We start from the raw sequence: 25,644 nt of genomic DNA on the forward strand, positions 1-25,644 counted from the left end.
TCTAGCTCGGCTATCGGCCCGGGCATGACCACTGTCACCCGTTTCGCACCATCGCCCACCGGGCGGCTTCACGTCGGGAATATCCGCACGGCGCTGCACAACTGGATGCTCGCCCGCAAGCACGGCGGCACCTTCCTGCTGCGGATCGACGATACCGATGCGGAGCGTAGCCGCGAGGAATATGTCGAGGCGATCCGCACCGATCTCGCGTGGCTCGGCATGGTGCCGGATGACGAGGAGCGCCAGTCCGAACGCCTCGCCAAATACGATCGCGCCTTCGAGGCGCTGCGGGATGCGGGGCGCGTCTATCCCTGTTACGAAACGCAGCAAGAGCTCGAACTCAAGCGCAAGATCAGGCTCGGCCGTGGACTGCCCCCGATATACGATCGCGGTGCGCTGGAGTTGAGCGATGAAGACCGCGCTGCAAAGGAAGCCGACGGGATCGCGCCGCACTGGCGTTTCAAGCTCGACCACGACGAGCAGATCGGTTGGGACGACGGCGTCCGCGGAACGCAGAAATTCGATCCGGCACAACTGTCCGATCCCGTAGTCCGTCGGGCGGATAATAGCTGGCTCTATATGTTGCCGAGCGCTGTGGACGACCTCGACATGGGCGTCACCCACGTGCTCCGGGGCGAAGACCATGTCAGCAATACTGCCGTGCAAATCCAGATGTTTACCGCATTGATTGCTGCGCAGCATAATGCGCAGCAAATTCCGGCTTTCGCACATGAAGCCCTGTTGGTCGGGAAGGAGGGCAAGCTTTCGAAAAGGCTCGGCTCCCTCGGCTGCGACGCCTTTCGCGAACGCGGGATCGAACCCTCGGCCATCGTTGCGCTGCTGGCGCGGCTCGGCACGTCGCTGCCGGTGGAACCCATTGCCGACCGCGCCGCCCTGCTCGAAACATTCGACCTGACGACATTCGGTCGCGCTCCTGCGCGGTTCGAGGATACCGAGCTTGAACGGATCAACGCCGCCATCGTCCATCAGATGGATTTTGCCGAGGTCGCGGATCGCCTGCCGGTGGGCATGGACGAAGCCGGCTGGCATGCGATCCGACCGAATCTGTCGCACGTGCCCGAGGCAGCAGACTGGTGGCGGCTCGTTACCGGTCCGATCGAACAGCCGGATTTTTCGGCCGAGGATCGCGACTATCTTGCCGAGGCTGCAGGCCTGCTCGAATGGGGCGACGATCCATGGACGGCCCTGACCGGTCGGCTCAAAGAGGCGACCGGGCGCAAGGGCAAGGCCCTGTTCCTCCCGCTCCGTCAGGCGCTGACGGGAATGGACCATGGGCCCGACATGGGCGAATTGTTACCCCTCATCGGCAAGGATGAAGCGCGGGCGCGCTTGCTCGGCCAGTCCTAGCCTTCGTGTTTCTCCAGCTCGTCTCCGCTGACGGTGACGACGTGGAGCAGATTGGTCGATCCCGGTGTGCCGAAGGGAACGCCGGCCAGCGCGATCAGCTTGCTGCCGGCCTGGCCGAAACCATGGCGCAAAGCCATGCGTTTGCCCTTGGCGATCATCTCCTCGAAACTGCCGATGTCCTTGGTCGCCACGGCATGGGCCCCCCATAGCAGGCCGAGGCGGCGTGCGGTGTTCATGCTCGGCGTGAGCACCAGCATCGGCACGTTGGGGCGTTCGCGGGCGACGCGCCGGGCCGTCGAGCCGGAGCCTGTGAAGACGGTAATCGCACTGACCGGCACCGTGTCGGCCACGGTCATGCAGGCGTGCGCCAGTGCGTCGGCCGTCGTCCGGTCGGGCGGCGTTTCGAGCAAGCGGACGCGCTCCAGATAGGCCTCGTCGGCTTCGACCTGGCGTGCGATCTTGTGCATGATCGTGACCGCTTCCTCGGGCCAGTCGCCCGCAGCGGTTTCGGCCGAGAGCATGACCGCGTCGGCGCCATCGTAAACCGCATTGGCCACGTCGGACACTTCGGCGCGCGTCGGGGCAGGGCTTTCGATCATGCTTTCGAGCATCTGCGTCGCCACGATCACCGGCTTGCCCTTCAGACGCGTGGCATTGACGATCCGCTTCTGCAGCGGCGGGACTTCCTGCGGCTCCAGCTCGACGCCGAGGTCGCCGCGGGCGACCATGATGCCGTCGCTCATGTCGATGATCTCGTCGAGCCGGCGCACGGCCATCGGCTTTTCGATCTTGGCGCACAGCGCTCCGTATCCGCCCATCAGCCGTCGCGCTTCGGCAAGATCCTCGGGGCGCTGTACGAAGCTGAGGCCGATCCAGTCGACGCCCTGCGCGACGGCAAAGGCCAGATCCTTGCGGTCCTTGTCGGTCAGCGCGGGGATCGGCACTTCGGCATCGGGGACGTTGACGCCCTTGCGGTCCGAAATCACCCCGCCGACTTCGGCCGAGCAGAGGATTTCGTTTTCGTCGGCGCGGATCACCTTGAGTCGGATCTTGCCATCGTTGATCAACAGCCGCTGACCTTTTTGGAGCAGCCCGAACAACTCGGGATGCGGCAGCTCCACACGCGTTTCATCGCCCGGCTCCGGGTTGCGATCGAGCGTGAAATGGCCCGAATGGCGGATCACCGCCTGCCCGTCCTTGAACTTGCCCACGCGCAGTTTGGGACCCTGCAGATCGGCCAGGATCGCGATGGGGCGCATGAACTGCTTTTCCAGCGCGCGGATACATTCGATGGTCTTTGCATGATCCGCATGTTCGCCATGGCTCATATTCACGCGGAAGGCATCGACCCCGGCCTTGAACAGGCGAGCGAGCATTTCGGGAGAACGGCTGGCGGGGCCGACGGTAGCGAGGATCTTGACCTTGCGGCCGCGCGGATCGAGCTTGGGGGCGGAAGTGACCATGGAATGCGCCTATGGCAGCGCCATGCGACAAAGCAAGGACGATAGAAACATGACTACGAATGCTCCCGATCCGCTGGATAATCTTCCCGACGGTGTAGCGGCGCAGGCTTTCCGGCGGCTGGTGCGGCACCTGCAGCACCGCCACGATGCGCAGAACATCGATCTGATGGGACTCGCCGGGTTCTGCCGCAACTGCCTGGCCGACTGGATCCGCGATGCAGGCTTCGAAGGCGACAAGATGGCTGCGCGCGAACTCATCCACGGCATGCCGCAGGACGAATGGAAGGCGACCCGTCAGACGCCTGCGACCGACGAGCAGTTGAAGCGCATGGAAACCAGCGTGGCGAAAAATCGCGTGGAGTAGCGAGTCGCCGCCTTCACCCGGAACGGCATGCTGGCTATCGAGCCGCCAACCGATTCTCATATTCTGGAGTGAAACAAGATGGCAGAAGCCACCGACGACCGCCTGCGCCTGCTGATCGAGCGCATCGAACGCCTCGAGGAAGAAAAGAAGGGCATCGCCGACGACATTCGCGACGTCTATGCCGAGTCGAAGGCGGTGGGTTACGACACCAAGATCATGCGCCAGATCATTCGCCTGCGGAAGATGAAGCCGGACGAGCGCAGCGAGCAGGAAACCATTCTCGACACCTACAAGGCCGCACTCGGCATGGGTTGATTCCAGGCGAGCGTGCCCTATCTTGCTAATACACCTGAAATGAGGAGATTGAGGATATGGCAGGCCCCTGGAAAGACGCCCGCGGGATCATCGTTACGACCACCCCGACCATCGAAGGGCGGCCGATTCAGGGCTATCTCGGCATCGTCACTGGAGAGGTGATCGTCGGCGCGAACCTGTTTCGCGATCTCTTTGCCAATATCCGCGATATCGTCGGTGGGCGGTCGGGCAGCTACGAACGGATCCTGCGCGATGCGCGCGAGCAGGCGATTCAGGAATTGCAGGCCGAATGCGGGGCGCTGGGCGGCAATGCCGTGGTCGGTATCGACCTCGACTACGAAGTGATCGGCGATACCGGATCGATGCTGATGGTCTCGGCCAGCGGAACGGCCGTCAAGATCTGAGCTACTTCGCTCCGGTCGCCAGCAGGACTAGCGAGATGAAGGCGCCGTTGTGCAGGATGTGGAGCAGCATGCTGCTCCACAGGCCATAGTTCACGCGCAAATAGCCGAGCATCATGCCCACGCTGAATTGCGGCAGCACCAGCGGCAGGATCGTCCACCACTCGGCTTCGGCGAAGTTGAGCAGGTGGATGGCGGCAAACAGCGCGCAGCTGATCCAGAAAAACAGCGGAAACAGGCGCTGGAACCAGCCCATCGCTCCTCGGTTGCGCAGCAGGATAACGGCCAGGATCGCACCGACCAGTGCCGTCCCGGCGACCGCGATCGCCTTCCAGTTGACCTCCGCCTCCGACCGGGTGAGATCGCTCGTCATGACCAGCGCGGCAGCGCCGAGGATCAGCACCGCCAGCACATGTCCCGGCCTGCCGGACACCCATCCGCGAAACATCGCTTCTTCCGTGATGGGCGCGACGAGCACGGCGAACACCACCAGCATCGCGCCCATTTCCATTCCGGCCAGGGCTGTTTCCGGGATGTCGATGCCGCTCAACATGGCCAATCCCGCTATCGACAGGAGCAGGCCCATGACGAGCAGATCGAGCAGCAGCAGCCGCATAACCGGAACGGCATGGGACAGCCGGAATGGCTCGGCCCGGTCGGGCAGCACCGGTCGTATCAGAAAGGCACCGAAGCGGGCCCATTCGCCGCGCGTCGAATTCGCGGGCGCAAGGCTTGTCGTTGCAACAGTCATGCGGCTAAGGCGACCCCCGAGAATCTCTGACGAGAAACGTTCCAACCATCCAAGCTACAAAGCGAAATCATGGCCGGCCATTCCAAGTTCAAGAATATCATGCATCGCAAAGGCGCGCAGGACAAGAAGCGCAGCGCGATGTTTTCCAAGCTGTCCCGCGAAATCACCGTCGCTGCGAAAATGGGCATGCCCGATCCGGATATGAACCCGCGCCTGCGCCTCGCCGTCAATGCGGCCAAGGCGCAGTCCATGCCCAAGGACAATATCCAGCGCGCGATCGACAAGGCGAGCGCGCAGGATGGCGAGAATTACGAAGAGGTTCGCTACGAAGGCTACGGCCCGGGCGGCAGCGCGATCATCGTCGAGGCGTTGACCGACAACCGCAACCGCACCGCCACCAACATCCGCACTGCCTTTTCCAAGAATGGCGGCAATCTGGGTACCGAGGGCAGCGTCGCCCACGGCTTCGAACGGCTCGGCCTGATCGTCTATCCTGCCGAGGCGGGGAGCGAGGACAAGGTGCTTGAAGCCGCGATGGAAGCCGGTGCGGACGATATCGCCAGCAGCGCGGACGGCCATGAAATCTGGACCGCCGCCGAAGACCTGCATCAGGTCGCGACCGATCTGGAAAAGGCGCTGGGCGAAGCGGAAACCGTCAAGCTCGCATGGAAACCCAACCTCACCGTCGACATGGACGAGAAGAACGCCGCCACCCTGCTCAAGCTCATCGATGTGCTCGACGACGATGACGACGTGCAGACGGTATGGGGCAATTACGACATTTCCGACGAAGTGATGGAAAAGCTGGATTGATCCGGCCATGCTCATACTCGGCCTCGATCCCTCGCTCAGCTGTACCGGCTGGGGCCTGATCCGGGCCGAAGGGCCACGCATTGCGCATGTCGCCAACGGGCAGGTGCCCACCGATGCGAAGGCGCCGATGGCCGTGCGGCTGGCGGTACTGCAGGCGGCGCTGTCCGAAGTGATCGTCGTCCACCAGCCCGATCGCGCCGCGGCGGAGGAGATTTTCCTCAACAAGAACCCGCAATCGACGCTGAAGCTGGCGCAGGCGCGCGGCGCGGTGCTGGCGGCATGCGGTATTGCGGGGCTGACAGTGAACGAACATGCCGCGCGACTGGTTAAGAAGGCCGTGGTCGGCACGGGTAGCGCGGACAAGCGGCAGATCGAGGCAATGCTCAAGATGCTGCTGCCGGGCGCGCCCGTTTCGGGAGCCGACGCCGCCGACGCACTGGCAGTGGCGATAGCCGATGCGCATCTCACGAGGACATTATGACGGTCGACGTTTCCGGCATTTCCAGCTGCGAGCAAGTTCAAGGGCTGTAGGAGCGATTGGAGGCTTAAAGACCGCTTTTAGGTAATCGCGACGATGGTGCTGATGGCCGATTATGGGTGGAAGCGAACTGCCGGCTCTCCCATGATGTTGTCGAGAGACAGACCTAGACTTGCCTGTTGATCCCGGCGCATCCACCTAGACCATTGGTCCCATTGGCATGGGCTGGGCTATGTCAAATCTAATGAGCATCAAATCTGCGAAACATCATTGGTGGCCCGAGACGCTATCAAGCCATTGGGCCGATCAGGAAGGGGGCGTAACTTGGGTTCGCCCTGACGGGACATCAATCAAGTCATCTCCTAAGAGATTCGGAGCGATTAAGGACGGGCACACCATCCGCATGAGCAACGTGCCAGGCGAAGAAACAGTCTGGGACGACTCTTTTGAGAAAGACTTTAGTCAAGCAGACGCGAGCTTCCACCGGGTCTTGAAGTGGCTGAATGAGCTTGATCGGTGCGGCCCTCCTTTTGAGACTTCGGTCACCAAACGGTTTGTCGCGGCCCCAGTCTTACAATCGGATTTTGAAGAGTTGCTGGTTTGTGTCTTCTCTCTGATTGTTCGAAGCCCTCAGTTTCGCCAGATTGCCGGAGCCTATTCAATTCACCACGGTATGCCCGGACACGAGCGAAGTGTTAGGCGTGTCATGATGGGCAATATGCGGAATGGCCTTGAAAATTTGACCAGAGCATTCGGTGCGTCGGGGAAGGCCGTTGCTATTTTCTCTCCCGAACGTGAGCTAATTTTTGGTGACGGATTTTTCACCAATATCACGCCACCGGCACAGCGTTTGCTCCGACCACGAGCCATTGTCCCACTAACCCCGAGCCTAGCGATCCTGATTCAGAAGCCCGGATCATATATGGTCGATCCAAAGCTCTGCACCTTGGTGGTCAACCGGCAAGAAGCAGAGGAGCTTAACGGCATTCTCCAGATCTATGCGAAAGAGGCGGTCTTCTATCGGTCGGAGCGCCCATCGATCCTGCCCGAGTTCGAAAGGGACGAACATCTAAGGTTCGCCGATGACCGAAACTTTGCGGACCGGCTTTGCTATCAAGTTCCCGGCGTACAGGACGAAGCTACACCTGACTGGTTTCATAACCTTATGGATGCACGATTGCAGTGAGGGGCAACTGTCGTTGAACGTCGATCGCATTGAGCGCTGATAGCCACCATTTCATCTTGTCTTAGCAAGTGCCCCGTCGTGGGATAAGCGCGAGTTGAGCGGAACAGCCAAGTCTGACGAGCGTCGCCGACGCCCACCGAGTTCGTTCTGAAGGACTGCTCTTGGCCATCGCTAAAATAAGCCGCTACGACCGAGATCGGGTCGCTTGCTGAACGTTCGTTTTGTGGTCAGTAGACTTTGGTTTCGTCTACACCCGCAACACTTTGCAGAGCAATCTGTGAAGGGCCCGCACAACACTCACTTTCGAGGTCTGACAGATGGCGGACATTATCCTATACGGCATTCCCAATTGCGACACCGTCAAGAAGGCGCGCAAGTGGCTCGATGCGCAGGGCATCGGCTACACTTTCCACGACTACAAGAAGGAAGGTGCCGATCCGGCAAAGCTGGCTGCATGGATCGCGGCCGCGGGCGTCGACACCGTGCTCAACCGGCGCGGCACCACCTGGCGCAAGCTGTCCGATGCGGACAAGGCCGATGTCGATGCCGCCAGGGCAGTCCGCCTGCTCGAAGCCAATCCCAGCATGATCAAACGCCCCGTGGTCGAATATCCGGGCGGCCTGCTGGTCGGTTTCGACGAGGGCGAGTGGGCGGCGGCGCTTCAGTAGCCGCTGCCCGGCCCCCAGCCGTCATTCCCGCCCCCGGTCAGATTGCGCGCATTTTCGTTTGCGACACCGAGGATCGACCGCTTGACCGACGCCAGATCGCTGCCAGACCCGTAGATCAGGCCCAATACAAGAGGAGCTTCTTGAACATGATGCGCGTGATTCTCGCCAATAAGCTTAAAATTCGGCTTATGGCGGTCCTTGCTGCGGTTTCCGCGGCGCTCCCGGTACAAGCTGCCGATTTCCTCGTCATCGCGCACCGCGGAGCCAGCGGCGACCGGCCGGAACATACGCTGGCCGCCTATGAACGCGCGATCGACCAGGGCGCCGACTATATCGAACCCGATCTGGTGGCGACCAAGGACATGCATCTCGTCGCCCGGCACGAAACCGAAATCGGCGAAACCACCGATGTCGGCGAACGCGAGGAATTCGCCGACCGCAAGCGGTCAAAGACCATCGAGGGGCGGCTGGTCACCGGCTGGTTTGCGGAGGATTTCACGCTGGCCGAACTGCGTACCTTGCGGGTCAAGGAGCGCCTGCCCGGCCTGCGCCCCGCCAACACCCGTTTCGACGGGCTCTACCAGCTTGCGACATTCGAGGAGATCGTGGCGCTGGTGCAGGCCAAGGAGGCCGAGACCGGGCGGCGGATCGGCATCTATCCCGAACTGAAGCATCCGACCTGGCTGCTGCAGGAAGCGGGCATCGATACCGTAGACCTGCTGGCGACGGCGTTGCGCAAGGCGTATCTGGACGATGCCGACGATCCCGTCTTCGTGCAGATCTTCGAGGTCGGTCCGCTCAAGCGGATCAATGCGCTGGTCGAGGTGCCGCTGGTGCTGCTGATCTCTTCGGAGGGCGGCCCTTATGACGAACCCTCGATGAGCTGGGCCGATATCATGACGCCTTCGGGCCTGGCCGAAGTGGCAGCCTATGCGGATGGGATCGGGCCTTATCTCGGCCATGTTCTGGGCGAAGACGGGACGCCGACCGGTCTTGTCGCGGATGCGCATGCGGCCGGGCTGGCCGTTCATCCCTGGACCCTGCGCAAGGAGAACGCCTTTCTGCCGCCGCCGCTGAGGCGCGGCGAGAGCGAGAGCGCGGCAGGCGATCTGGCAACTTTGGCTCGCATGGTCGTGGCTTCGGGTGCCGATGGCGTATTCACCGACGATCCGGCGCTGGTCGTGCAGGCGCTGGGCGAAGGGGACTGACCGGCGGATTGCCCTTTCCTACAGCGCGGGTGCCGCGTTATCGTTGCAAAGCGCTCTTTCAACTATCGAGATGCAACCGTCCAATGCCGGTTTTGCGGGCGAGTTTCCGAGGGAAACGAAAGGCGATTTATGTGTGAACTTGCGGCTGAAATCGAAGGTGACAGGCGGGGTCCTGAAAATCCATTCAAACATCGGAAAAGTTTAAACAATCTGCCCACCAAAGATTTTTAAATGCACCCCGGTCGGCGTCAAACCGGACGCGCGGTGACGACGTAGTTGAGCGACAGGTCCGCCGACAGGTGCAGGCCCTTGTCGGGACGGAAAGCGATGCCCCTTGGCTCGCCCATCGTCAGTCCCGCTTCGGCCAGCAGCTCGCCCAGTTCCTCGGGCGTGATGAAGTCGTCCCAGTGATGCGTGCCCTTGGGGATCAGGCCGAAACCTTCCGCCGCGCCGATCATCAGCACGCGCGATTGCGGGGTGCGGTTGGGGGTGGACAGCACCATCAGCCCGTCCGGCGCCAGCCGCGCGGCCAATGCGGCGACGAAAGCGCGCTTGTCGGCGACATGTTCGATGACTTCCATCGCGGTGACGAGATCGAATCTGCCGATGTCGAGATCGCCGATTTCTCCGGCCATATAGCGGATGTGGAGCCCGGCGCCCTCGGCATGGAGAGCGGCGGCGGCGGTATTCTCCGGCGCGGCATCGACGCCGGTGACGTCGGCACCGAGCCGGGCCAGCGGCTCGCACAGCAGCCCCGCGCCGCAGCCGACATCGAGCGCGCTCTTGCCGGCTAGCGGGCGACGGGCCTCGATCTCGCCGCCCCAATGCAGGTCGATCGCCTCGCGCAGGAAGCCGAGCCGGACGGGATTGAGGCGGTGCAGCATGGCGGACGAGCCCTTCGGGTCCCACCAGTCTTTCGCCAGCTTGCCGAAATGGGCCGCCTCGTCGGGGCGGATCGTTTGGCCGCCCGAAGTATTGCTTGGCGTTACGGTTGTTGCATCGCTCATGCGCTCTGGCTAGCAGCCGTAACCCAGCTATTCCAGCACGGAGACCTTCTCGCTTGGCCCGTATCGTGATGAAATTCGGCGGCACCTCGATGGCAGGGACCGAACGCATTCGGCGCGTGGCCAATATCGTGCGCAAGCAACAGGCGCGCGGTCACGAGGTCGCGGTGGTCGTTTCGGCCATGGCGGGCGAGACCGACCGGCTGGTCAATTTCTGCCGCGAGGCCAACGCGCTCTACGATCCGGCCGAATACGACGTAGTGGTCGCCAGCGGCGAACAGGTGACCAGCGGGCTGCTCGCGCTGACCCTGCAAGCGCTCGGTTGCAAGGCGCGGAGCTGGCTCGGCTGGCAGCTGCCGGTTCACACGATCGAGGCGCATGCCAAGGCGCGGATCGACGGCATCGATGCGGAGGCACTGGTCGCCAGCATGGAGGCGGGCGAGATCGCGGTGATCCCGGGTTTCCAGGGTCTGTCGGAAGATGGCCGGGTAACGACGCTGGGCCGGGGCGGATCGGATACCTCCGCCGTCGCCGTGGCCGCAGCAATCGACGCCGACCGCTGCGACATCTACACCGATGTCGACGGCGTCTACACCACCGACCCGCGCATCGTCGCCAAGGCGCGCAAGCAGAAGGCGGTGACCTACGAGGAAATGCTCGAGCTCGCGAGCGTCGGGGCCAAGGTGCTTCAGACACGTTCAGTGGGCCTTGCCATGAAAGAGGGCGTGCGGGTGCAGGTCCTCTCCAGCTTCGTCGGCGAGGATGCGATCCCCGCGGACGAACACCCCGGCACGATGATCGTGTCGGAGGAAGAAATGAACGAACTGGTGGAGAAGGGCGATATGGAACGCCAGCACGTGACCGGCATCGCGCACGACAAGAACGAGGCCAAGGTGATCCTCACCCGCGTGCCCGACAAGCCCGGTGCGGTGGCACACATCTTCGATCCACTCGCCAAGGCGAGCATCAATGTCGACATGATCATTCAGAATGTCGGCCGCGACAAGGGTGAGACCGACGTGACTTTCACGGTCCCGCAGGCCGACCTTGCCCGGGCGCAGGCATTGCTTGAGGACAAGCGCGAGGAGATCGGCTTCAACCGGCTGATCACGGATAGCAAGATCGCCAAGATTTCCGTGGTCGGCGTCGGTATGAAGAGCCACGCTGGCGTCGCCGCGACCATGTTCCAGGCCTTGGCCGACCGCGGGATCAATATCCAGGCGATCACCACCAGCGAGATCAAGGTGAGCGTGATGATCGACGAGGACGAGACCGAACTCGCCGTGCGGGTGCTGCACACTGCCTATGGGCTGGATGCCGCGGATGAGGCGGCCTAGGGCTGTTCAGCCGCCGTCCTCGGCCTGACCGATCATGCAGGTGCGATTGCGCCCGCTATGTTTGGCGCGGTACAGTTCCCCATCGGCGGCGGCGATCCATTGATCGGGATAGCCGTAGTCGTCGATGAACGTCGCAACGCCGAAGCTCGCGGTGATTCGAAAATCGGGTAGGCCGGGCAGCCGGATGGCTTCGATCTCGGTCCGGAACCGCTCCGCGGCGGCGAAGGCTTCCGAAGCATCGGATTCGGGCAACAACAACGCGAACTCCTCGCCGCCCAACCGCGCGACGATATCGCCGCTGCGCAGAGACTTCTCGCAAGTCGAGACGACCGCCTTGAGCACCTCGTCGCCGACGCCATGCCCATAGGCGTCATTGACCGACTTGAAATGATCGACGTCGAATACCGCCAGCGCGACGGGCCGTCGATGGCGCACGTGGCGGGCGATTTCTTTGTTGAGTTCCTTGAGGAACGAGCGGCGGGCCATGGCACCCGTGAGGAAGTCGGTCTGGGCGATGCGGCGCATTTCCAGCCAGTCGATTACCAGTCCGGCGAACTCGCGTAGCAGCGCGATCTGTTCGGGGTCGAACTCGCGTGGCTGATGATCCATCGCGCACAGCGCGCCGAGCGCAAAGCCTTCCTCGGTTACCAGCGGGATGCCGAGATAGCTTTGAATCGGAGGGCTGTCGGTTACTGCGGGCAGCTCGCGGAAGCGCGGATCGGCGCGCAAATCGGGCACGACCAGCGGCTGGATCGAACGGATCGTATGGTCGCAAACCGCAACCTTGCGCTCGGTTTCGGAATGCTCGACCCCGCGTCGGGCCTTGAACCACTGGCGGTCCTTGTCGATAAAAGTAACCGTGGCCATCGGCACGCCGAGCAAAGTGCGGACCAGCTGAACTATGCGTTCGAACGGCTTCTCCGATGCCGTATCCATAATTTCGTATTCGGCAAGCGCAGCCAGACGGCTGGCTTCGTCGCGCAAAAGAATCTCGGTCATCGGGTTCCCTTTGGCTCAATCCCTATCATCCGGTGGTTAACGTTGCATTGGAGTGCCGCCCATCAAAATCATAGTTGCAGCTCTCTCTTCCGTCTGCAAACGAACCGAAACCGGGAATGCATCCCTGCAACATGCGATGGGAGAGCCAAGAGATGGCCTATACCGTGACGATACTCCTGCTTGGCTCAGGTGAGCTCGGGCGTGAGTTCGTCATCTCCGCCAAACGGCTTGGTGCTTATGTGATCGCCTGCGACGCCTATGATGCCGCTCCGGCGATGCAACTGGCCGATACGCGCGAAGTCTTCTCCATGTTGGACGGCGAAGCGTTGCGTGCAGTGGTCGAAAAGCACCGCCCCGACTATATCGTGCCGGAGATCGAAGCGATCAGGACCGAGGTTCTGGCCGAATTGGAAGCGGAAGACTTCCGTGTAGTCCCCGCGGCTCGCGCCACCCAGATGACGATGAACCGCGATGCGATCCGGGATTTGGCGGCAAACGAGTTGGGTCTCGTCACGTCGCGCTATCGTTATGCCAAAAACCTCGAGGAAGTGTGCGCTGCGGCGCAGCACACCGGGTTTCCGTGCGTGATCAAGCCCGTCATGTCGTCCAGTGGCAAAGGTCAGACGACTGTGCTCGAGACGAGTGGCCTGGAAGCGGCCTGGGACTATGCCTGCGCCAATATGCGCGGCGACCGGCAGCGCGTGATCGTCGAGCAATTCGTGGATTTCGACTATGAGATCACGCTGCTTACCGTGCGTCACAAGGGCGGTATCACCTTCTGTCCGCCGATTGGCCACCGGCAGGAGCGTGGCGACTATCAGGAAAGCTGGCAGCCCACGCCCATGTCCGATGCCGCCATCGCCAAGGCACAGGAAATGGCGCGGAAGGTCGTCGACGATCTGGGCGGTTACGGGTTGTTCGGCGTTGAATTCTTCGTGCGCGGCGATGAGGTGATCTTCTCCGAGCTCAGCCCGCGGCCGCACGATACGGGCATGGTTACGCTGGTGAGCCAGAACCTCACCGAGTTCGACCTGCACGCCCGTGCTGTGATGGGCCTGCCGGTTCCTGACGAATTGCGTGCGCGTCCTTCCGCCAGTGCCGTCATTCTTGCCGAGCGCGATTCCTGCAAGCTGTCCTATGAGGGGCTGGCCGAAGCCATGGCGGACGGCGCCGATATCCGGATCTTCGCCAAGCCCGATAGTCGCCCTTACCGCCGCATGGGAGTGGCATTGGCGACGGCCGGCAATACCGACGAGGCCCGCCGCAAGGCGCGCGATGCAGCGCACAAGGTGCGCATCCTCTACGGCGACTGATCAGCCGAAGAAGCGATCGATGGCGAAGCAGGTGGCGACGCCGACCACCAGATTCATCGGCAGACCGATCTTGATGAAGTCCATGAAGCGGTAATTCGCTGCGCCATAGACAAGCGTGTTGGTCTGGTAACCGATGGGCGTGGCAAAGCTGGCGCTGGCGCCCAGCATCACCGCGACCACCAGTTCGCGCGCATCTGCCCCGGTTGCACCGGCCAGGCCGATGGCGATAGGCGTCAGGATGACTGCCACGGCATTGTTGGTCACGCTCTCGGTCAGCAGACTGGTCAGAGCGTAAATGGCAATCAGCAGCAATAATGGCGACGCATCGGCAAACAATGGCTCCAGCGTCGCGACGATCAGCTCGACCGTTCCGGCATTGTCCAGCCCGACCCCGAAGGCCAGCATGCCGAAAATCAGCACCAGCGTATTGCCGTCGATCGCGGCCCATGCCTCTTCCGGCTCCAGGCAGCGGGTAGCAAGGACCAGACCGGCGCCGATCAGCGCCAGCGCCTGAATAGGCCACGAAAAGATAGCCGCCAAAATGACGACTGCGGCCAGTGTGCCGATGGCGATGGGAGCGCGCGTGCGGCGAAATGCCCGGGTCGGGGCTTCGGTGACGGTGCCGAGCATGACGTTGTTCTGAAGCGCCTGTGCCGCGTCGGCGCCTGCCGCTATCAGCAGGCGATCACCGGCCCGCACGCGCACTTCGGCCAGTTCCGGACCCGCAATATGACGAGGGCGCGACAGGCCGAGCACCCGCACCCTGAGTTTGGCGAGCATAGGAATCTCGGCCAGTCTCCGTCCGATAATCGGGTGTGAGCTGGAAACGACCGCCTCGATCAGAGCGAGGTCGCGCGGGCGATCGCTGCCGGCAGTCGCCACGCCGCCGCCCACGCCGACGAGACCCGTCTGGAAATCGAATGCTTCGGCCAGCGAGGCAAGTTCAGCCGGACTCGCGCCCACGACCAGCTGGTCGCCGGCCCCGAGAATATGTTCGGCGATGTCCTTGCGGACCACGTCTGCTCCGTTCTTGATCCCGATGATCTTTACGCCGGGTCGCCGTGCCAGACCGATCGCTTTGAGCGGTTGGCCAATCAACGGACTGCTCTCCGACAGAACCAAGTGCGACAGATAGAAATCGCTTTCGGTATCGTCGTCGAGGGCGCGTTGCGGCCTGTCCGGCAGCAGTCTCGGGCCAACTAGCACCAAGTACGTCACGCCAGCCAATGCCGCGACGAGCCCCACTCCGGTAATCTCGAACATTCCGAAGGGTTCGAGCCCCTGTTCGCGCGCGACGCCATCGACCAGCAGGTTGGTAGACGTGCCGATGAGGGTCAGCGTTCCGCCGAGAATCGACAGGTAGGACAGCGGAATAAGCAGCCGTGTCGCGGCCGCGCCAAGCGATCGGGCAAGGCGCTTTACCACGGGGATCATCACCAGCACGACCGGCGTGTTGTTCATGAAGGCGGAAGCGGCAATCGTTCCCAAGCCGATCTCCCCCAGTGCCAGCCGGGGTTTGCGCCGGGTGCGGCGGATGATCCAGCCCGACACCTCTTCAAGCGTGCCGGTCCGCAATAGGGCGCCGGACAGAACGAACATCGCTGCAATCGTAATCGGCGCGGGATTCGAAAAAACGCCCAGCAACTCGTCTGTGGATATGAAGCCCAGAAGCAGCATGACGAGCGCACCGAGCGTGGCGACGACGACCGGTGGAAGGCGCTCGACGATGAAGCTTGCGAACAGAATAGTGAGGAGCAACAACCCGATAACGGGATGATATACGGCAACCGAATCGGGCAGAAGCGACGGCATACCAGGTTCCGGCTACAGCAAATGCTCAAGAAGCATAGCGAAATCGAATGGCGGCAGAAGCTTGCGAGGATCGCGGGGCGCGCTTAAGCGATTTCATCATGACGACTTATCCCAAAACTTCGCGCCTGATGCGGCGCGGCTGTGAGTTCCTCGGCAGCGAGACCGCTATTCTGTGCGGTGCGATGAGTTGGGTGTCGGAGCGTAATCTCGTTTCTGCAATATCCGATGCGGGTGGCTTCGGAGTAATCGCCTGCGGGGCCATGACGCCCGAACTGCTCGACACCGAGATTGCCGAAACGAAGAAGCTGACCGACAAGCCGTTCGGCGTGAACCTCATCACCATGCATCCGCAGCTTTTTGACCTGATCGCCGTCTGCGAGAAGCATGCTGTCGGCCATGTCGTTCTGGCAGGTGGTATCCCACCCAAGGGCAGCGTTGAAACGATCAAGGGTGGCAAGAATCCTGCGAAGGTGGTTTGCTTCGCGCCCACACTGGCGCTCGCCAAGAAGCTGCTGCGTTCGGGCGCGGATGCGCTGGTGATCGAAGGGATGGAAGCGGGTGGCCACATCGGGCCAGTTTCGACCAGCGTCCTGGCGCAGGAGATCCTTCCCGAACTGTCTGAAGACAACGTAATCTTCGTCGCTGGCGGCATCGGACGCGGGCAGGCGATTGCCGGATATCTCGAAATGGGCGCTGCAGGCGTTCAACTCGGCACGCGCTTTGCGTGTGCGGCCGAAAGCATCGCCCATCCCGATTTCAAGAAGGCTTTCTTTCGGGCCAGCGCCCGCGATGCGATTACCAGTGTGCAGGTCGATCCGCGGTTGCCGGTAATTCCCGTGCGGGCGCTCAAGAATAAGGGCACGGAAGAGTTCACGAGGAAACAGATCGAGGTTGCCGGCGTTCTGGATCGCGAGGAAATCGCGATGGACGAGGCGCAATTGCAGATCGAGCATTACTGGGCCGGTGCGCTGCGCCGTGCGGTGATCGACGGAGATGTAGAGAATGGCAGCCTGATGGCGGGCCAGTCGGTCGGCATGCTGAAGGAAGAAGAGCCCGTTGCAACCATCATCGAAAAGCTGATGGCGCAAAGCGAGGAAGCGCTCGCGCGCCGCTGACATGACCATTCATCGCCTCGACCTCGATATCGCGATCTACCGTGATCGGGTGCAGGTGACCCATCGACCGACCGACACTTTCGTGGATCAGCGAGCCGAGTACGCGTTTTCTTCCGATATTTCGATAGTGGCGAACCCGCGCTATCTCGAGGACACGATCGTGCGTGCAATCCGGCAAGTGATCGCCACGGGTGGATTTTCCCTGCGCGATCCGATCGCGCGTGTGGTCAGTTGCGAATCGCCGCTCGACGACGAAGAGAGAGCAATCGTCGAAACCGCGCTCGTCGAAACGGGCATGCGCAAAGTCGTATTCGAGCTCGACTGATCAAGGCCGCGTTGTCGGAGCCGAAGCTTGTTTGCACTTGCGCCGGCGCGGGTTGGCGGCACATGGAAGCGGCATGTCTGCTCCACTCGTCCTGACCCTGTCCTGTGCCGACCGACCGGGCATCACAGCGCGTGTCACATCTTTTCTGTTCGAACGCGGCGGCAATATACTCGAAGCGCAGCAGTTCAACGACCGGTCGAGCGATGCCTTTTTCATGCGTGTCGAACTCGATCCGGGCGATACTCCGCGCGAGACGATCCGTGCTGAATTCGCCACGCTCGCGGGCGAGCTCGAGATGGATTGGAAGCTGGCATTGCGCGATCGTCCGCGGCGCGTCCTGATCATGGTCAGCAGGTTCGACCACTGCCTTGCCGACCTTCTTTACCGCTGGCGTATCGGCGAAATGCCGATGGAACCGATTGCGATCGTTTCCAACCACCCGCGCGAGGCGATCGGGCATACCCATCTGGGCGACATCCCGTTCCACCATCTCCCCATCACTGGTGAGACCAAACGCGAACAGGAAGCGCGGGTGCGCAGCATCGCCGACGAATGCGGGGCGGAACTGGTGGTGCTTGCTCGCTATATGCAGATCCTGTCGGACGAGCAGGCGGCGCATTTCGCCGGGCGCTGCATCAACATCCACCACAGCTTCCTGCCCGGCTTCAAGGGCGCAAAGCCTTATCATCAAGCATATGAGCGCGGGGTCAAGATGATCGGCGCCAGCGCGCACTACGTCACCACCGATCTCGACGAAGGACCGATCATTCACCAGGACGTCGAGAGCATCGGCCATGCCGACACGCCGGACGAACTGGTCCGCAAAGGTCGCGACATAGAAAGCCGCGTGCTTGCCGAAGCAGTCCGCCTCCACCTCGAGGAGCGCGTGCTCCTCAATGGCCAGCGGACGGTGGTATTCAAGGGTTAAGCAGCGCTTTCCAGGGTGCAGCACGCGGATCCTCGCTGGATAGCGGGTCCCAGATGGCAGTCATTCGTGCCCGCGCCTCGCGCTCGGCCATGCCGGCTTCGATATCCAGCAGGTAGAAAAACGCCGTCACTCGCCAGTTCATGATGCAATGTACGTGGACCGGACCATCGGCTTCCGCCAGCACACGGGCCAGTTCCGCAACATGCCCACGTGTCGGCGCATCGAACGGAACCGGGATATGCGTGTAGCCGATGCCATGTGCGGCCAGTGCAGCCGCTTCTCCGGGCAGCGCTTCGGGGTGATCGTCGAGCGCGAGGTTTACGACATGACGTATGCCAATGGCTGCAAGTCGCGGCGGATCGCCCTTTTCGAGCCTACCCGACGTGGTGATCCCGTCCGCACGTCTCTGCCAATTCCGGATATCGGACGGGTCGCCCATGCTCAGCGCCGGGCGATGCGCGTTTTGGCTCGCTCGGCTTCCATCGCCTTATCCTCGTTGGCCCGCTTGATCACATATTGGCGGATCGCCTCGACCTCATCCTGCGATAGCGATTTGGCGAAGCCGGCCATGCCATTTCCTTGCAGCGCTCCGCCGTGAACGACCTGCATCCAGGCATCCCGGTTGTCGAGCGTGCCGGAACGGCGCAGGTCGGGCAACTCCGTCGAACCAACTGCTGCCGGGGCATGGCAAACGGCGCAATAGCGGGCATACTTGGTGCGGCCCAGCTCGACCGTCGCGGCGCTCGCATGCGATGGTGGCGGGTCGAGCGGCACAAGCGCGAAATCGGGCTCGTCGGGCAATTGCGCTTCGCCGCCAAGTTTGAAAACAAGCAGGCGGCTGATATTGCGCACCGGGCGCATGTTGTCGATCAGTTCACCATCGACCGATAGCGCGAACGCGCCGCCCCATCCGGCAAGGACGGCGATGTACTGCTCGCCATCGACGGCGTAGGTGATCGGCGGGGCCACGACGCCGGTCTGCGCCGCGAAACTCCATAATCTGTTGCCAGTCGCGGAATTGTAAGCGCCAAACTCGCTGCCCGAATTGCCCTGGAACACAAGCCCGCCGCCGGTAGCCAGCAGGCCACCATTCCAAGGGCCAGGATGTTCGACGGTCCAGCGTGGTTCCTGCGCTATCGGGTCCCAGGCGACGAGCCTTCCATTGATCGTACCCTGTACCTCGCGGCGAATGCCGAGATCGGGCGGAAGGTCCCCCGCGCCAAGATCGAAGCCGACGTTGAAACCGCGGGCACGGTCCGGCTTCCAGCCGGCTTCCGGGGCGTACAGCATCGCAGCTTCGAAGGCGGGGATGTAGACGAGGTTTTCGCCCGGGTGGTAGGCCATCGGGTGCCAATTGTGTCCACCGAGGGGACCTGGCATCACCAACGCCGGCTTACCCGTTATGTCGATCCGCGTTTCAGGGTTCATCCGCGGTCGCCCATCGGCGCTCATTCCGGTCGACCAGTTGAGCGGAATATAGGGTTCGGCGGAGATGAACTTTCCCGTCGCCCGATCGAGCAAGTAGAAATAGCCGTTCTTGGGTGCCTGCATCAGCACCTGCCGTTGGCGTCCGTCGATCTCCATGTCGGCGAGAATTATATGCTGCGTGGCTGTGTAGTCCCAGGTTTCGCCCGGTGTGGTCTGGTAGTGCCAAACATACTCGCCCGTATCGGGCCGGATCGCGACGATACTCGACAAATAGAGGTTGTCGCCTTCTCCCGTCCCATCGGGGCCAGGGCTACGATAAGCCCGGTTCCAAGGGCTGCCATTGCCGACGCCGATATAAAGCAGATCGAGCTCCGGATCGTAGGCCATCGAATCCCACACCGTGCCGCCGCCTTCGATGCCGTCGTCTCCCGTCAGTGCGTTGCCGCTCCAGGTGCGGGCCGCAACCTTGAGGTACTCCGGGGTATCTTCTCCGTCGTTTCCAGGCACGGTGTAGAAGCGCCACAGTTCCTCGCCGTCATTTGCATCGTACGCAGCAATATAGCCGCGCACACCGAATTCTGCGCCGCCATTCCCGATCAGCACTTTGCCGTCGATCACCCGAGGAGCACCGGTGATGGTATAGCTCTTGTCCTGATCGACGGTGACCTTCTCCCACGCCACCGCACCGGTATCGCGATCGAGTGCCACGAGTCGCCCGTCGAGCGTCCCGAGGAACAGTCTGTCGCCCCATGCTGCCAGTCCGCGGTTCACGACGTCGCAGCACGCCTTAACGCCGGTTTCGCCGGGAACTTCGGGATCGTAGCTCCACAATGGCCGGCCGGTGGCCGCATCGAAGGCGAAGACCTTGCTCCATGCGCTGGTGACGTAGAGCTTGCCGTCCATCACCAACGGCGTCGCTTCCTGTCCGCGCGCCGTGTCCATGTCGGCAAACCAGGCGAGGCCCAGTTGGCCCACACTGTCGCGATCTATCTTGTCGAGCGGTGAGAAGCGCTGCTCGGCGTAAGTGCCTCCGTGGGTGATCCAGTTTGCAGGGTCGTCACCGGCGTTGACCAGGCGGATGTTGTCGATCCCGCCTTCGGTCTCTTCGGCGGCTCCCATGCTGCAGCCCGTTAGTGTGGCCGCAAACCCAAGCGCGGCCAGAGCCGCCCAACCGATCCCTCTCATCGCTCTCTCCCCGGCGACAATTTCGTCGCTCTATGAAACCTATCCTGCCGCGCAAGCGAAAGCTTGTCCATATAGCCGCACCCTGCAAGGGTATGGGCCAACGGTGCAAAGGAGAGATGATCAATGTGCGACGAACAGATGCTGGCCCGATGGGCGCGGCAAGGAATCACGCGGCGCAACTTCGGCGTCGGCGCGATCGCGGCGGGCGCAGCAGCGTGCGCACCCGTTGAAAGCGCAGCCGAAAGCAAGGCGGCGGCGGAGCGAAGTGGGCGCCAGGTCACTTTCGCCACGCCTGCAGGGACGATGGACGGGGAATTCTTCCATCCCGCAAGCGGCAAACATCCCGGCGTGATTTTCTGGCCCGATATCGCCGGAATCCGCCCGGCCAAGCGGCAGATGGCGCAAAGGCTGGCGGATGAAGGTTACGCGGTTCTGCTTGCCAACCCCTATTACCGCGACGTCGCCGGCCAACAGTTTGAAGATTTTGCTAGCTTTGCCGGTAGCGGAGGCTTCGAAACCGTCAAACCCTGGCGGAGCAAGTTTACCCCTGCGACGATCCAGATCGATGCCCGGGCCTGTGCTGAGTGGCTGTTGGAACAGGCCCAAGTGGATACGGATCGCGGGATAGGCGCGCAAGGTTACTGCATGACCGGCAGTTTCGCCGTCGTCGCACCCTCCGCAGATGATCGTATCCAGGCCGGGGCCAGCTTCCACGGCGGCGGCCTTGTGCGCGAAGGCGGGGCGAGTCCGCATTCGATGTTGCGCGCCGATGCTCGCTACCTGATTGCCATTTCGCAGGACGACGATGCCGAAGAGCCCGACGCGAAGACTTCGCTGGAAGAGGCAGCGGCGGCCACCGGAACCAAGGCCGAAATCGCAGTCTATCCTGCCGATCACGGCTGGTGCGTGCCTGACGCGCCTGCTTACAATCGCGAACAGGCAGAACGTGCCTGGACGCGATTGCTTGCCACATACTCAGAAGGGCTTTGATGCGCGACGGTGACTAAGCGTGATGGGAAGGGCGTGCCGCTTTCGCTTGCCGCCCCAATCATGTGCGTTACCATAGGCGTAAGCAAAGGAGGGTTCGAATATGGGCGGTACGCTCGTACTGGCATTGATTGTCCTGGTCGCCATCATGTTTCTTGTGATGGGGGTACGCATCGTGAAGCAGGGATACGTCTATACCATCGAACGGCTGGGCAAATATCACCTTGCTGCCGATCCGGGCCTGCACATCATCTACCCGTTCATCGACCGGGTAGGGCACAAGATCAACATGATGGAGCAGGTGCTCGACATCCCCGGGCAGGAGATCATCACCAAGGACAACGCCATGGTTGGCGTGGATGCGGTGGTGTTCTTCCAAGTGCTCGATGCGGGTAAGGCGGCTTACGAGGTGTCGGGCCTGCACAATGCTATCCTCGCGCTGACGACCACCAATCTACGCACCGTGATGGGTTCGATGGATCTCGACGAAACCTTGTCCAAGCGCGACGAGATCAATGCCCGCCTGCTCAGCGTGGTCGACCATGCGACCTCGCCCTGGGGGATCAAGATCACGCGCGTCGAGATTAAGGATATTCGCCCACCGGTCGACATCTCCGAAGCGATGGCGCGGCAGATGAAGGCCGAGCGCCTGAAGCGTGCTGAAATCCTCGAGGCTGAAGGCGACAAGACCAGCTCGATCTTGCGAGCGGAAGGGCGCAAACAGTCTGCTATTCTGGAAGCGGAAGGTAAGCGTGAGGCGCAGTTCCGCGATGCCGAGGCCCGTGAGCGCGCGGCCGAAGCCGAAGCCAGGGCCACCGAAATGGTGTCCAACGCCATCGCCTCGTCGGGTAACCATGCGATCAACTACTTCGTTGCGCAGGAATATACCAAGGCAGTGGCCAAGTTCGCCGATAGCCCCAACGCGAAGACCATTCTGTTCCCGGTCGAGGCGACCCAGTTGATCGGATCGCTCGGCGGCATCGGCGAATTGATGAAGGACGGTTTCGACAAGGTTGAAGGCACCGTCGATACAGGCGCACCCATAGCCAGCCAGCCGCAACGCACGCCGATCCGTCGTCCCAGCGTTCCGCCGTCGCGTAACGGCTAGAGCGCTCCGAATGGACGGGATCGAAACCTACTGGATCTGGCTGATCGTCGGGCTGGCGTTGGCGGCGCTGGAAATGGTCGTGCCAGGCGTTTACCTGATCTGGCTTGCGATGGCGGCGCTATCGGTCGCAGTGCTGGCATTCGTTTCCGCGCCGCCCCTGGCGTTGCAGATAATCGCCTGGGTCTCGCTTTCGCTCATCTTTGCCTTCTCCGCCAAGCGCTGGCTGCGTGAGCGGCCGATCGTATCGTCGGATCCGCTGCTTAACAATCGCGTCGGGCGGCTCGTCGGCGAGACAGCGCTGGTGACGCAGGCGATCGAAAGCGGCTCTGGCCGGGTCAAAGTCGGCGACAGCGAATGGATCGCACGGGGAACCGACACCGATGCGGGCATGCGCGTGCGCATCATCGGCAGCAGAGGGTCGGAATTGCTGGTCGAGCCTGTTGCGCTGATCGAGGGCGACACTGCCGAAGACGGCTAGCTCAGCCGCTCATTTGCTCGTTAAAGCGCCCATGCTTGCGATAGCGCACCATCCACTTGTTCAGAAACAGTTCCAGCGGCTTCGGCGCGATCCCGAATTTGTCGAAGCCGGGCAAATCGCCTGAGGTTACATTGCCAGCCTTCAGAAGTTGCCACTGGTCGCTGCTCATCGGTGTGCCAGGCAGCACCGCAAAAATCGCGGAAAGCGTGTCCGGCATCGGAAGGAAACTCCGTTTGCGGAGCTGTGCTGCGGCGATGGCCCGATTGATATCCATCATCGAAAGCTGTTCAGGCCCGCCCAGTTCGTACGTCTTGCCGCCGAACTTTTCCGGATTTTCGAGTGCGCGAACTGCCGCCTCGGCAACGTCGTCGACATAGACCGGTTGCAGTTTGGCGTCCGGCGCGAACACCGGCAGCACCGGCAGGGTCGAAATCAATCCGGCAAACATGTTGATGAATGTATCGTCCTTGCCGAACAGTATGCTCGGACGCAGGATCGTCGCGGTGGGGAAGGCAGCGAGCACTCGTTTTTCGCCGAGTACCTTTGCAGCCGCATATTCGATTTCCGGATCCTCGTTGGTGTTCAGGGCAATCGCGCTGATATGTACGAATGCACCAGCACCTTCGCGGGCAGCCGCTTCCGCCATCCAGCCCGGTGCTTCGCCCATTAGACGGCGCAGATCCCCGGTGAACGAACCGATGAGATTCACCACAGCGTCAGCACCGGTAATACAACGTTCGACCGACTGACGATCGGTTGCATCGCAGCGCGCGAACTGCATCTGGCCGAGATTGGCGAGCGGCTTGAGCGTGAACGCCTTTTCCGGATTTCGGCCGGCGATCCGGACGCGTGCGCCGCGTTCCAGCAGGGCCTGCGCCACATAATTTCCAATGAAGCCGCTACCGCCCATCAGCACTACCAGCTTGCCGTTCAACGCGCCGCTCTTCGCCATGATATTCGCCTGTATCCTCGCAGGTGGAGTTCTCGCCGTGCCCCTAGCCTCAACCTCCGTCTGCCCGCAAGCGTTCCGGCGGTTGCGAAAGGCGTTGACAGGTGATGCGCTGCTTCGCTAGTGGCCCGCGCCTACCCGCGGCCGTACTTCGATGATCGGCATTGCGACAAGTGTGCCCAGATGGCGGAATTGGTAGACGCACCGTCTTCAGGTGGCGGCGCTCGCAAGGGCGTGGAGGTTCGAGTCCTCTTCTGGGCACCATTTGTTCTTCTCACGTTCTCCCAAATAATCTATAAAACCCGCAGAAATCCTAGGGATTTGGCCCTTGGATCGTCCCGGATCGTCCCGCTTGTTCTCGGGGGTTCCAGACACTTTTGTGGGCCTTTTGAGGCCGTTTCGCAAAGGCCCAGATGAAAAGGCCCCCACATGCCGCTGACAGATACTCGCCTCCGCGCACTCAAGCCCAAGGATAAGCCGTACAAGGTAACCGATGAGCGCGGCCTATATGTTGAGGTCACGCCGACCGGCGGCAAACTTTGGCGATTCCGATACCGGATCGGCGGCGCGCAAAAGAAGCTCTGCATCGGCAGCTATCCCGACATCAGCCTCGAGCAAGCGCGAGACGCGGCCTACGAGGCACGACGAGCTGTTGCTTCTGGGGGCGACCCGGCCTTTGAGAAGCGGAAGCGGAAAATCCGCGCCGAGTTCCTTTCTGCACAGACGTTCGAGGCAGTCGCACGTGAGTATATTGAACAGATGATGGTCCAGAATGGCCGCGCCGATGGCACGATCGTCAAGGCCAATTATTTCCTCGACAAACTTGCGCCTGCCATCGGGAACCGACCCATCAACGAGATCGAGCCATTCGAAGTCTTGGCCCCTCTCAAACGTCTGGAAGCCACTGGTAAGCACGAGACTGCGAAAAAATGCCGCTCGTTCGCAGGCCGCGTGTTTCGCTACGGTGTTGCTACCACCCGCTGCAAATCCGATCCGACCAGTATGCTGAAGGGTGCTCTCGTAACGCCGAGAGCCACGCATTATGCAGCAATCCTCGAGCCCACCGAGCTAGGCGGGCTGCTGCGCGCCATCGACGACTTCACTGGCTACATGGTGACGAAGTTGGCTTTGCAGATCGCGCCGCATGTGTTCGTACGCCCCGGCGAACTCCGGCACGCCGAATGGCATGAGATCGACCTCGTCGATGGGGTCTGGAAGATCCCTGCCGGTAAAATGAAAGCGCGCCGAGCGCATGCCGTCCCGCTTTCCAAGCAGGTTAGAGGCTATCTCACTGATCTGGCCGAGATGCTCGGCCGCGAAGGATATGTTTTCCCATCTGCGCGCAGCTCCAAGCGTCCCATGAGTGAAAACACGCTCAATGCCGCATTCCGTCGCATGGGATACTCGAAAGAAGAAGTCACCGCGCACGGACTCCGTGCGACAGCATCGACATTCCTGAACGAGTCGGGCCTTTGGAATCCCGATGCGATCGAGCGTGCGCTGGCACATGGCGACAGCAATGTTGTGCGTGGCATCTACCATCGCGGCAAGCATTGGGACGAGCGCGTGCGCATGGCTCAATGGTGGAGCGACTACCTCGATGAGCTCCGGACTGGAGGAAAGGTCATCATGGGGAAGTTTGCGAAGGGTTGATCGGGAGA

General features: G+C 61.9%; 27 protein-coding genes and 1 tRNA gene. 19 read left to right on the forward strand and 9 right to left on the reverse strand.

Features of this window, described 5'->3' with window-relative positions; translation table 11 throughout:
* The first annotated feature begins 24 nt into the window (after positions 1–24).
* Positions 25–1,368, forward strand: a complete 1,344-nt coding sequence (gene gltX, locus K3174_RS03415) for a glutamate--tRNA ligase (protein WP_221555520.1) — start codon at positions 25–27, stop codon at positions 1,366–1,368.
* On the opposite strand, the gene pyk is transcribed toward gltX, so the two are convergent.
* Positions 1,365–2,831: a pyruvate kinase gene (gene pyk / locus K3174_RS03420; protein WP_221555521.1), complete on the reverse strand. Its 1,467-nt coding sequence runs from the start codon at positions 2,829–2,831 to the stop codon at positions 1,365–1,367. The genes gltX and pyk overlap by 4 nt on opposite strands.
* Positions 2,832–2,880: 49 nt before the next feature.
* Here pyk and K3174_RS03425 point away from each other — a divergent pair, with 49 nt between their 5' ends.
* From K3174_RS03425 to K3174_RS03435, 3 genes are all read left to right on the forward strand, one after another.
* Positions 2,881–3,195, forward strand: a complete 315-nt coding sequence (locus K3174_RS03425) for a DUF1244 domain-containing protein (RefSeq protein WP_221555522.1) — start codon at positions 2,881–2,883, stop codon at positions 3,193–3,195.
* Between the two features lie 78 nt (positions 3,196–3,273).
* The gene (locus K3174_RS03430; protein ID WP_050601763.1) at positions 3,274–3,510 is read left to right on the forward strand and encodes a DUF2312 domain-containing protein; all 237 of its coding nucleotides are present in this window, start codon (positions 3,274–3,276) and stop codon (positions 3,508–3,510) included.
* A gap of 56 nt (positions 3,511–3,566) precedes the next feature.
* Positions 3,567–3,914: a heavy metal-binding domain-containing protein gene (locus K3174_RS03435; RefSeq protein ID WP_247711865.1), complete on the forward strand. Its 348-nt coding sequence runs from the start codon at positions 3,567–3,569 to the stop codon at positions 3,912–3,914.
* A gap of 1 nt (position 3,915) precedes the next feature.
* Here the strand turns inward: K3174_RS03435 and K3174_RS03440 are convergent, their stop codons facing one another.
* On the reverse strand, positions 3,916–4,662 hold the full coding sequence (locus K3174_RS03440) for a CPBP family glutamic-type intramembrane protease (RefSeq protein ID WP_221555531.1): 747 nt from the start codon (positions 4,660–4,662) through the stop codon (positions 3,916–3,918).
* 69 nt (positions 4,663–4,731) lie between these two features.
* Here K3174_RS03440 and K3174_RS03445 point away from each other — a divergent pair, with 69 nt between their 5' ends.
* The 4 genes from K3174_RS03445 to K3174_RS03460 all read left to right on the forward strand — a co-directional run bounded on the left by K3174_RS03445 (position 4,732) and on the right by K3174_RS03460 (position 7,807).
* Positions 4,732–5,475, forward strand: coding sequence for a YebC/PmpR family DNA-binding transcriptional regulator (locus K3174_RS03445; protein ID WP_221555533.1), 744 nt, complete (start codon positions 4,732–4,734; stop codon positions 5,473–5,475).
* A 7-nt stretch (positions 5,476–5,482) separates the two neighbouring features.
* Entirely contained in the window at positions 5,483–5,956 is a 474-nt protein-coding gene (gene ruvC / locus K3174_RS03450; RefSeq protein WP_221555535.1) for a crossover junction endodeoxyribonuclease RuvC, read from the forward strand.
* Positions 5,957–6,197: 241 nt separating this feature from the next.
* Complete coding sequence (locus tag K3174_RS03455; RefSeq protein WP_221555537.1) at positions 6,198–7,139, forward strand: DUF4238 domain-containing protein; 942 nt, start codon at positions 6,198–6,200, stop codon at positions 7,137–7,139.
* Positions 7,140–7,456: 317 nt separating this feature from the next.
* Positions 7,457–7,807 (forward strand): arsenate reductase, encoded by a 351-nt coding sequence (locus K3174_RS03460; RefSeq protein ID WP_221555539.1) that lies wholly within the window; start codon positions 7,457–7,459, stop codon positions 7,805–7,807.
* Here K3174_RS03460 and K3174_RS16965 read toward each other — a convergent pair.
* Positions 7,801–7,932 carry a hypothetical protein gene (locus K3174_RS16965; RefSeq protein WP_282099667.1) on the reverse strand — a complete coding sequence of 44 codons (132 nt, stop codon included), beginning with the start codon at positions 7,930–7,932 and terminating at the stop codon, positions 7,801–7,803. The genes K3174_RS03460 and K3174_RS16965 overlap by 7 nt on opposite strands.
* Positions 7,933–7,953: 21 nt before the next feature.
* Between K3174_RS16965 and K3174_RS03465 the strand changes: the two genes are divergently transcribed.
* Positions 7,954–9,015: a glycerophosphodiester phosphodiesterase gene (locus tag K3174_RS03465; protein WP_221555541.1), complete on the forward strand. Its 1,062-nt coding sequence runs from the start codon at positions 7,954–7,956 to the stop codon at positions 9,013–9,015.
* Positions 9,016–9,263: 248 nt separating this feature from the next.
* Here K3174_RS03465 and ubiG read toward each other — a convergent pair whose 3' ends face one another.
* Positions 9,264–10,022 (reverse strand): bifunctional 2-polyprenyl-6-hydroxyphenol methylase/3-demethylubiquinol 3-O-methyltransferase UbiG, encoded by a 759-nt coding sequence (ubiG, locus tag K3174_RS03470; protein ID WP_221555543.1) that lies wholly within the window; start codon positions 10,020–10,022, stop codon positions 9,264–9,266.
* Between the two features lie 53 nt (positions 10,023–10,075).
* Here ubiG and K3174_RS03475 point away from each other — a divergent pair, with 53 nt between their 5' ends.
* On the forward strand, positions 10,076–11,356 hold the full coding sequence (locus tag K3174_RS03475) for an aspartate kinase (RefSeq protein ID WP_425594418.1): 1,281 nt from the start codon (positions 10,076–10,078) through the stop codon (positions 11,354–11,356).
* A 6-nt stretch (positions 11,357–11,362) separates the two neighbouring features.
* On the opposite strand, the gene K3174_RS03480 is transcribed toward K3174_RS03475, so the two are convergent.
* Complete coding sequence (locus tag K3174_RS03480; protein ID WP_221555545.1) at positions 11,363–12,355, reverse strand: sensor domain-containing diguanylate cyclase; 993 nt, start codon at positions 12,353–12,355, stop codon at positions 11,363–11,365.
* Between the two features lie 152 nt (positions 12,356–12,507).
* Between K3174_RS03480 and purT the strand changes: the two genes are divergently transcribed.
* Positions 12,508–13,668 (forward strand): formate-dependent phosphoribosylglycinamide formyltransferase, encoded by a 1,161-nt coding sequence (purT, locus tag K3174_RS03485; protein ID WP_221555546.1) that lies wholly within the window; start codon positions 12,508–12,510, stop codon positions 13,666–13,668.
* Here the strand turns inward: purT and K3174_RS03490 are convergent, their stop codons facing one another.
* Complete coding sequence (locus K3174_RS03490) at positions 13,669–15,480, reverse strand: SLC13 family permease (protein WP_221555548.1); 1,812 nt, start codon at positions 15,478–15,480, stop codon at positions 13,669–13,671.
* 98 nt (positions 15,481–15,578) lie between these two features.
* Here K3174_RS03490 and K3174_RS03495 point away from each other — a divergent pair, with 98 nt between their 5' ends.
* The 3 genes from K3174_RS03495 to purU all read left to right on the forward strand — a co-directional run bounded on the left by K3174_RS03495 (position 15,579) and on the right by purU (position 17,848).
* Positions 15,579–16,595, forward strand: coding sequence for an NAD(P)H-dependent flavin oxidoreductase (locus K3174_RS03495; protein WP_221555550.1), 1,017 nt, complete (start codon positions 15,579–15,581; stop codon positions 16,593–16,595).
* A 1-nt stretch (position 16,596) separates the two neighbouring features.
* The gene (locus tag K3174_RS03500; RefSeq protein WP_221555552.1) at positions 16,597–16,920 is read left to right on the forward strand and encodes a hypothetical protein; all 324 of its coding nucleotides are present in this window, start codon (positions 16,597–16,599) and stop codon (positions 16,918–16,920) included.
* Positions 16,921–16,993: 73 nt separating this feature from the next.
* Complete coding sequence (purU, locus tag K3174_RS03505) at positions 16,994–17,848, forward strand: formyltetrahydrofolate deformylase (protein WP_221555554.1); 855 nt, start codon at positions 16,994–16,996, stop codon at positions 17,846–17,848.
* On the opposite strand, the gene K3174_RS03510 is transcribed toward purU, so the two are convergent.
* Positions 17,838–18,287, reverse strand: a complete 450-nt coding sequence (locus K3174_RS03510) for a protein tyrosine phosphatase family protein (RefSeq protein WP_221555557.1) — start codon at positions 18,285–18,287, stop codon at positions 17,838–17,840. The genes purU and K3174_RS03510 overlap by 11 nt on opposite strands.
* Positions 18,288–18,289: 2 nt before the next feature.
* Entirely contained in the window at positions 18,290–20,461 is a 2,172-nt protein-coding gene (locus K3174_RS03515) for a PQQ-dependent dehydrogenase, methanol/ethanol family (protein ID WP_221555559.1), read from the reverse strand.
* Positions 20,462–20,584: 123 nt separating this feature from the next.
* Here K3174_RS03515 and K3174_RS03520 point away from each other — a divergent pair, with 123 nt between their 5' ends.
* From K3174_RS03520 to K3174_RS03530, 3 genes are all read left to right on the forward strand, one after another.
* Positions 20,585–21,451 (forward strand): dienelactone hydrolase family protein, encoded by an 867-nt coding sequence (locus K3174_RS03520; protein ID WP_221555562.1) that lies wholly within the window; start codon positions 20,585–20,587, stop codon positions 21,449–21,451.
* A gap of 100 nt (positions 21,452–21,551) precedes the next feature.
* Entirely contained in the window at positions 21,552–22,556 is a 1,005-nt protein-coding gene (locus tag K3174_RS03525) for an SPFH domain-containing protein (protein WP_221555564.1), read from the forward strand.
* Between the two features lie 10 nt (positions 22,557–22,566).
* Positions 22,567–23,034: an NfeD family protein gene (locus K3174_RS03530; protein ID WP_221555566.1), complete on the forward strand. Its 468-nt coding sequence runs from the start codon at positions 22,567–22,569 to the stop codon at positions 23,032–23,034.
* Between the two features lies 1 nt (position 23,035).
* Here K3174_RS03530 and K3174_RS03535 read toward each other — a convergent pair whose 3' ends face one another.
* Positions 23,036–23,986, reverse strand: a complete 951-nt coding sequence (locus tag K3174_RS03535) for a complex I NDUFA9 subunit family protein (protein ID WP_221555568.1) — start codon at positions 23,984–23,986, stop codon at positions 23,036–23,038.
* Between the two features lie 174 nt (positions 23,987–24,160).
* On the opposite strand from K3174_RS03535, the gene K3174_RS03540 reads away from it, so the two are divergent.
* A tRNA-Leu gene (locus tag K3174_RS03540) sits at positions 24,161–24,247 on the forward strand.
* A gap of 165 nt (positions 24,248–24,412) precedes the next feature.
* On the forward strand, positions 24,413–25,636 hold the full coding sequence (locus K3174_RS03545; RefSeq protein WP_221555570.1) for a tyrosine-type recombinase/integrase: 1,224 nt from the start codon (positions 24,413–24,415) through the stop codon (positions 25,634–25,636).
* Positions 25,637–25,644: the final 8 nt, after the last annotated feature.

It is taken from the genome of Qipengyuania qiaonensis (genome assembly GCF_019711515.1).
In the GTDB taxonomy this organism is placed as follows: domain Bacteria; phylum Pseudomonadota; class Alphaproteobacteria; order Sphingomonadales; family Sphingomonadaceae; genus Qipengyuania; species Qipengyuania qiaonensis.

Coding starts and splice junctions, on each gene's coding strand:
- K3174_RS03460 (WP_221555539.1), top strand. CDS start 7,457: ATGGCGGACATTATCCTATACGGCATTCCCAATTGCGACACCGTCAAG.
- K3174_RS03480 (WP_221555545.1), bottom strand. CDS start 12,355: ATGACCGAGATTCTTTTGCGCGACGAAGCCAGCCGTCTGGCTGCGCTT.
- pyk (WP_221555521.1), bottom strand. CDS start 2,831: ATGGTCACTTCCGCCCCCAAGCTCGATCCGCGCGGCCGCAAGGTCAAG.
- K3174_RS03430 (WP_050601763.1), top strand. CDS start 3,274: ATGGCAGAAGCCACCGACGACCGCCTGCGCCTGCTGATCGAGCGCATC.
- K3174_RS03490 (WP_221555548.1), bottom strand. CDS start 15,480: ATGCCGTCGCTTCTGCCCGATTCGGTTGCCGTATATCATCCCGTTATC.
- K3174_RS03435 (WP_247711865.1), top strand. CDS start 3,567: ATGGCAGGCCCCTGGAAAGACGCCCGCGGGATCATCGTTACGACCACC.
- K3174_RS03510 (WP_221555557.1), bottom strand. CDS start 18,287: ATGGGCGACCCGTCCGATATCCGGAATTGGCAGAGACGTGCGGACGGG.
- K3174_RS03495 (WP_221555550.1), top strand. CDS start 15,579: ATGACGACTTATCCCAAAACTTCGCGCCTGATGCGGCGCGGCTGTGAG.
- K3174_RS03535 (WP_221555568.1), bottom strand. CDS start 23,986: ATGGCGAAGAGCGGCGCGTTGAACGGCAAGCTGGTAGTGCTGATGGGC.
- K3174_RS03525 (WP_221555564.1), top strand. CDS start 21,552: ATGGGCGGTACGCTCGTACTGGCATTGATTGTCCTGGTCGCCATCATG.
- purU (WP_221555554.1), top strand. CDS start 16,994: ATGTCTGCTCCACTCGTCCTGACCCTGTCCTGTGCCGACCGACCGGGC.
- K3174_RS03530 (WP_221555566.1), top strand. CDS start 22,567: ATGGACGGGATCGAAACCTACTGGATCTGGCTGATCGTCGGGCTGGCG.
- ubiG (WP_221555543.1), bottom strand. CDS start 10,022: ATGAGCGATGCAACAACCGTAACGCCAAGCAATACTTCGGGCGGCCAA.
- ruvC (WP_221555535.1), top strand. CDS start 5,483: ATGCTCATACTCGGCCTCGATCCCTCGCTCAGCTGTACCGGCTGGGGC.
- K3174_RS03440 (WP_221555531.1), bottom strand. CDS start 4,662: ATGACTGTTGCAACGACAAGCCTTGCGCCCGCGAATTCGACGCGCGGC.
- K3174_RS03455 (WP_221555537.1), top strand. CDS start 6,198: ATGAGCATCAAATCTGCGAAACATCATTGGTGGCCCGAGACGCTATCA.
- K3174_RS03465 (WP_221555541.1), top strand. CDS start 7,954: ATGATGCGCGTGATTCTCGCCAATAAGCTTAAAATTCGGCTTATGGCG.
- K3174_RS03520 (WP_221555562.1), top strand. CDS start 20,585: ATGTGCGACGAACAGATGCTGGCCCGATGGGCGCGGCAAGGAATCACG.
- gltX (WP_221555520.1), top strand. CDS start 25: ATGACCACTGTCACCCGTTTCGCACCATCGCCCACCGGGCGGCTTCAC.
- K3174_RS03545 (WP_221555570.1), top strand. CDS start 24,413: ATGCCGCTGACAGATACTCGCCTCCGCGCACTCAAGCCCAAGGATAAG.
- K3174_RS03515 (WP_221555559.1), bottom strand. CDS start 20,461: ATGAGAGGGATCGGTTGGGCGGCTCTGGCCGCGCTTGGGTTTGCGGCC.
- K3174_RS03425 (WP_221555522.1), top strand. CDS start 2,881: ATGACTACGAATGCTCCCGATCCGCTGGATAATCTTCCCGACGGTGTA.
- K3174_RS03500 (WP_221555552.1), top strand. CDS start 16,597: ATGACCATTCATCGCCTCGACCTCGATATCGCGATCTACCGTGATCGG.
- purT (WP_221555546.1), top strand. CDS start 12,508: ATGGCCTATACCGTGACGATACTCCTGCTTGGCTCAGGTGAGCTCGGG.
- K3174_RS03445 (WP_221555533.1), top strand. CDS start 4,732: ATGGCCGGCCATTCCAAGTTCAAGAATATCATGCATCGCAAAGGCGCG.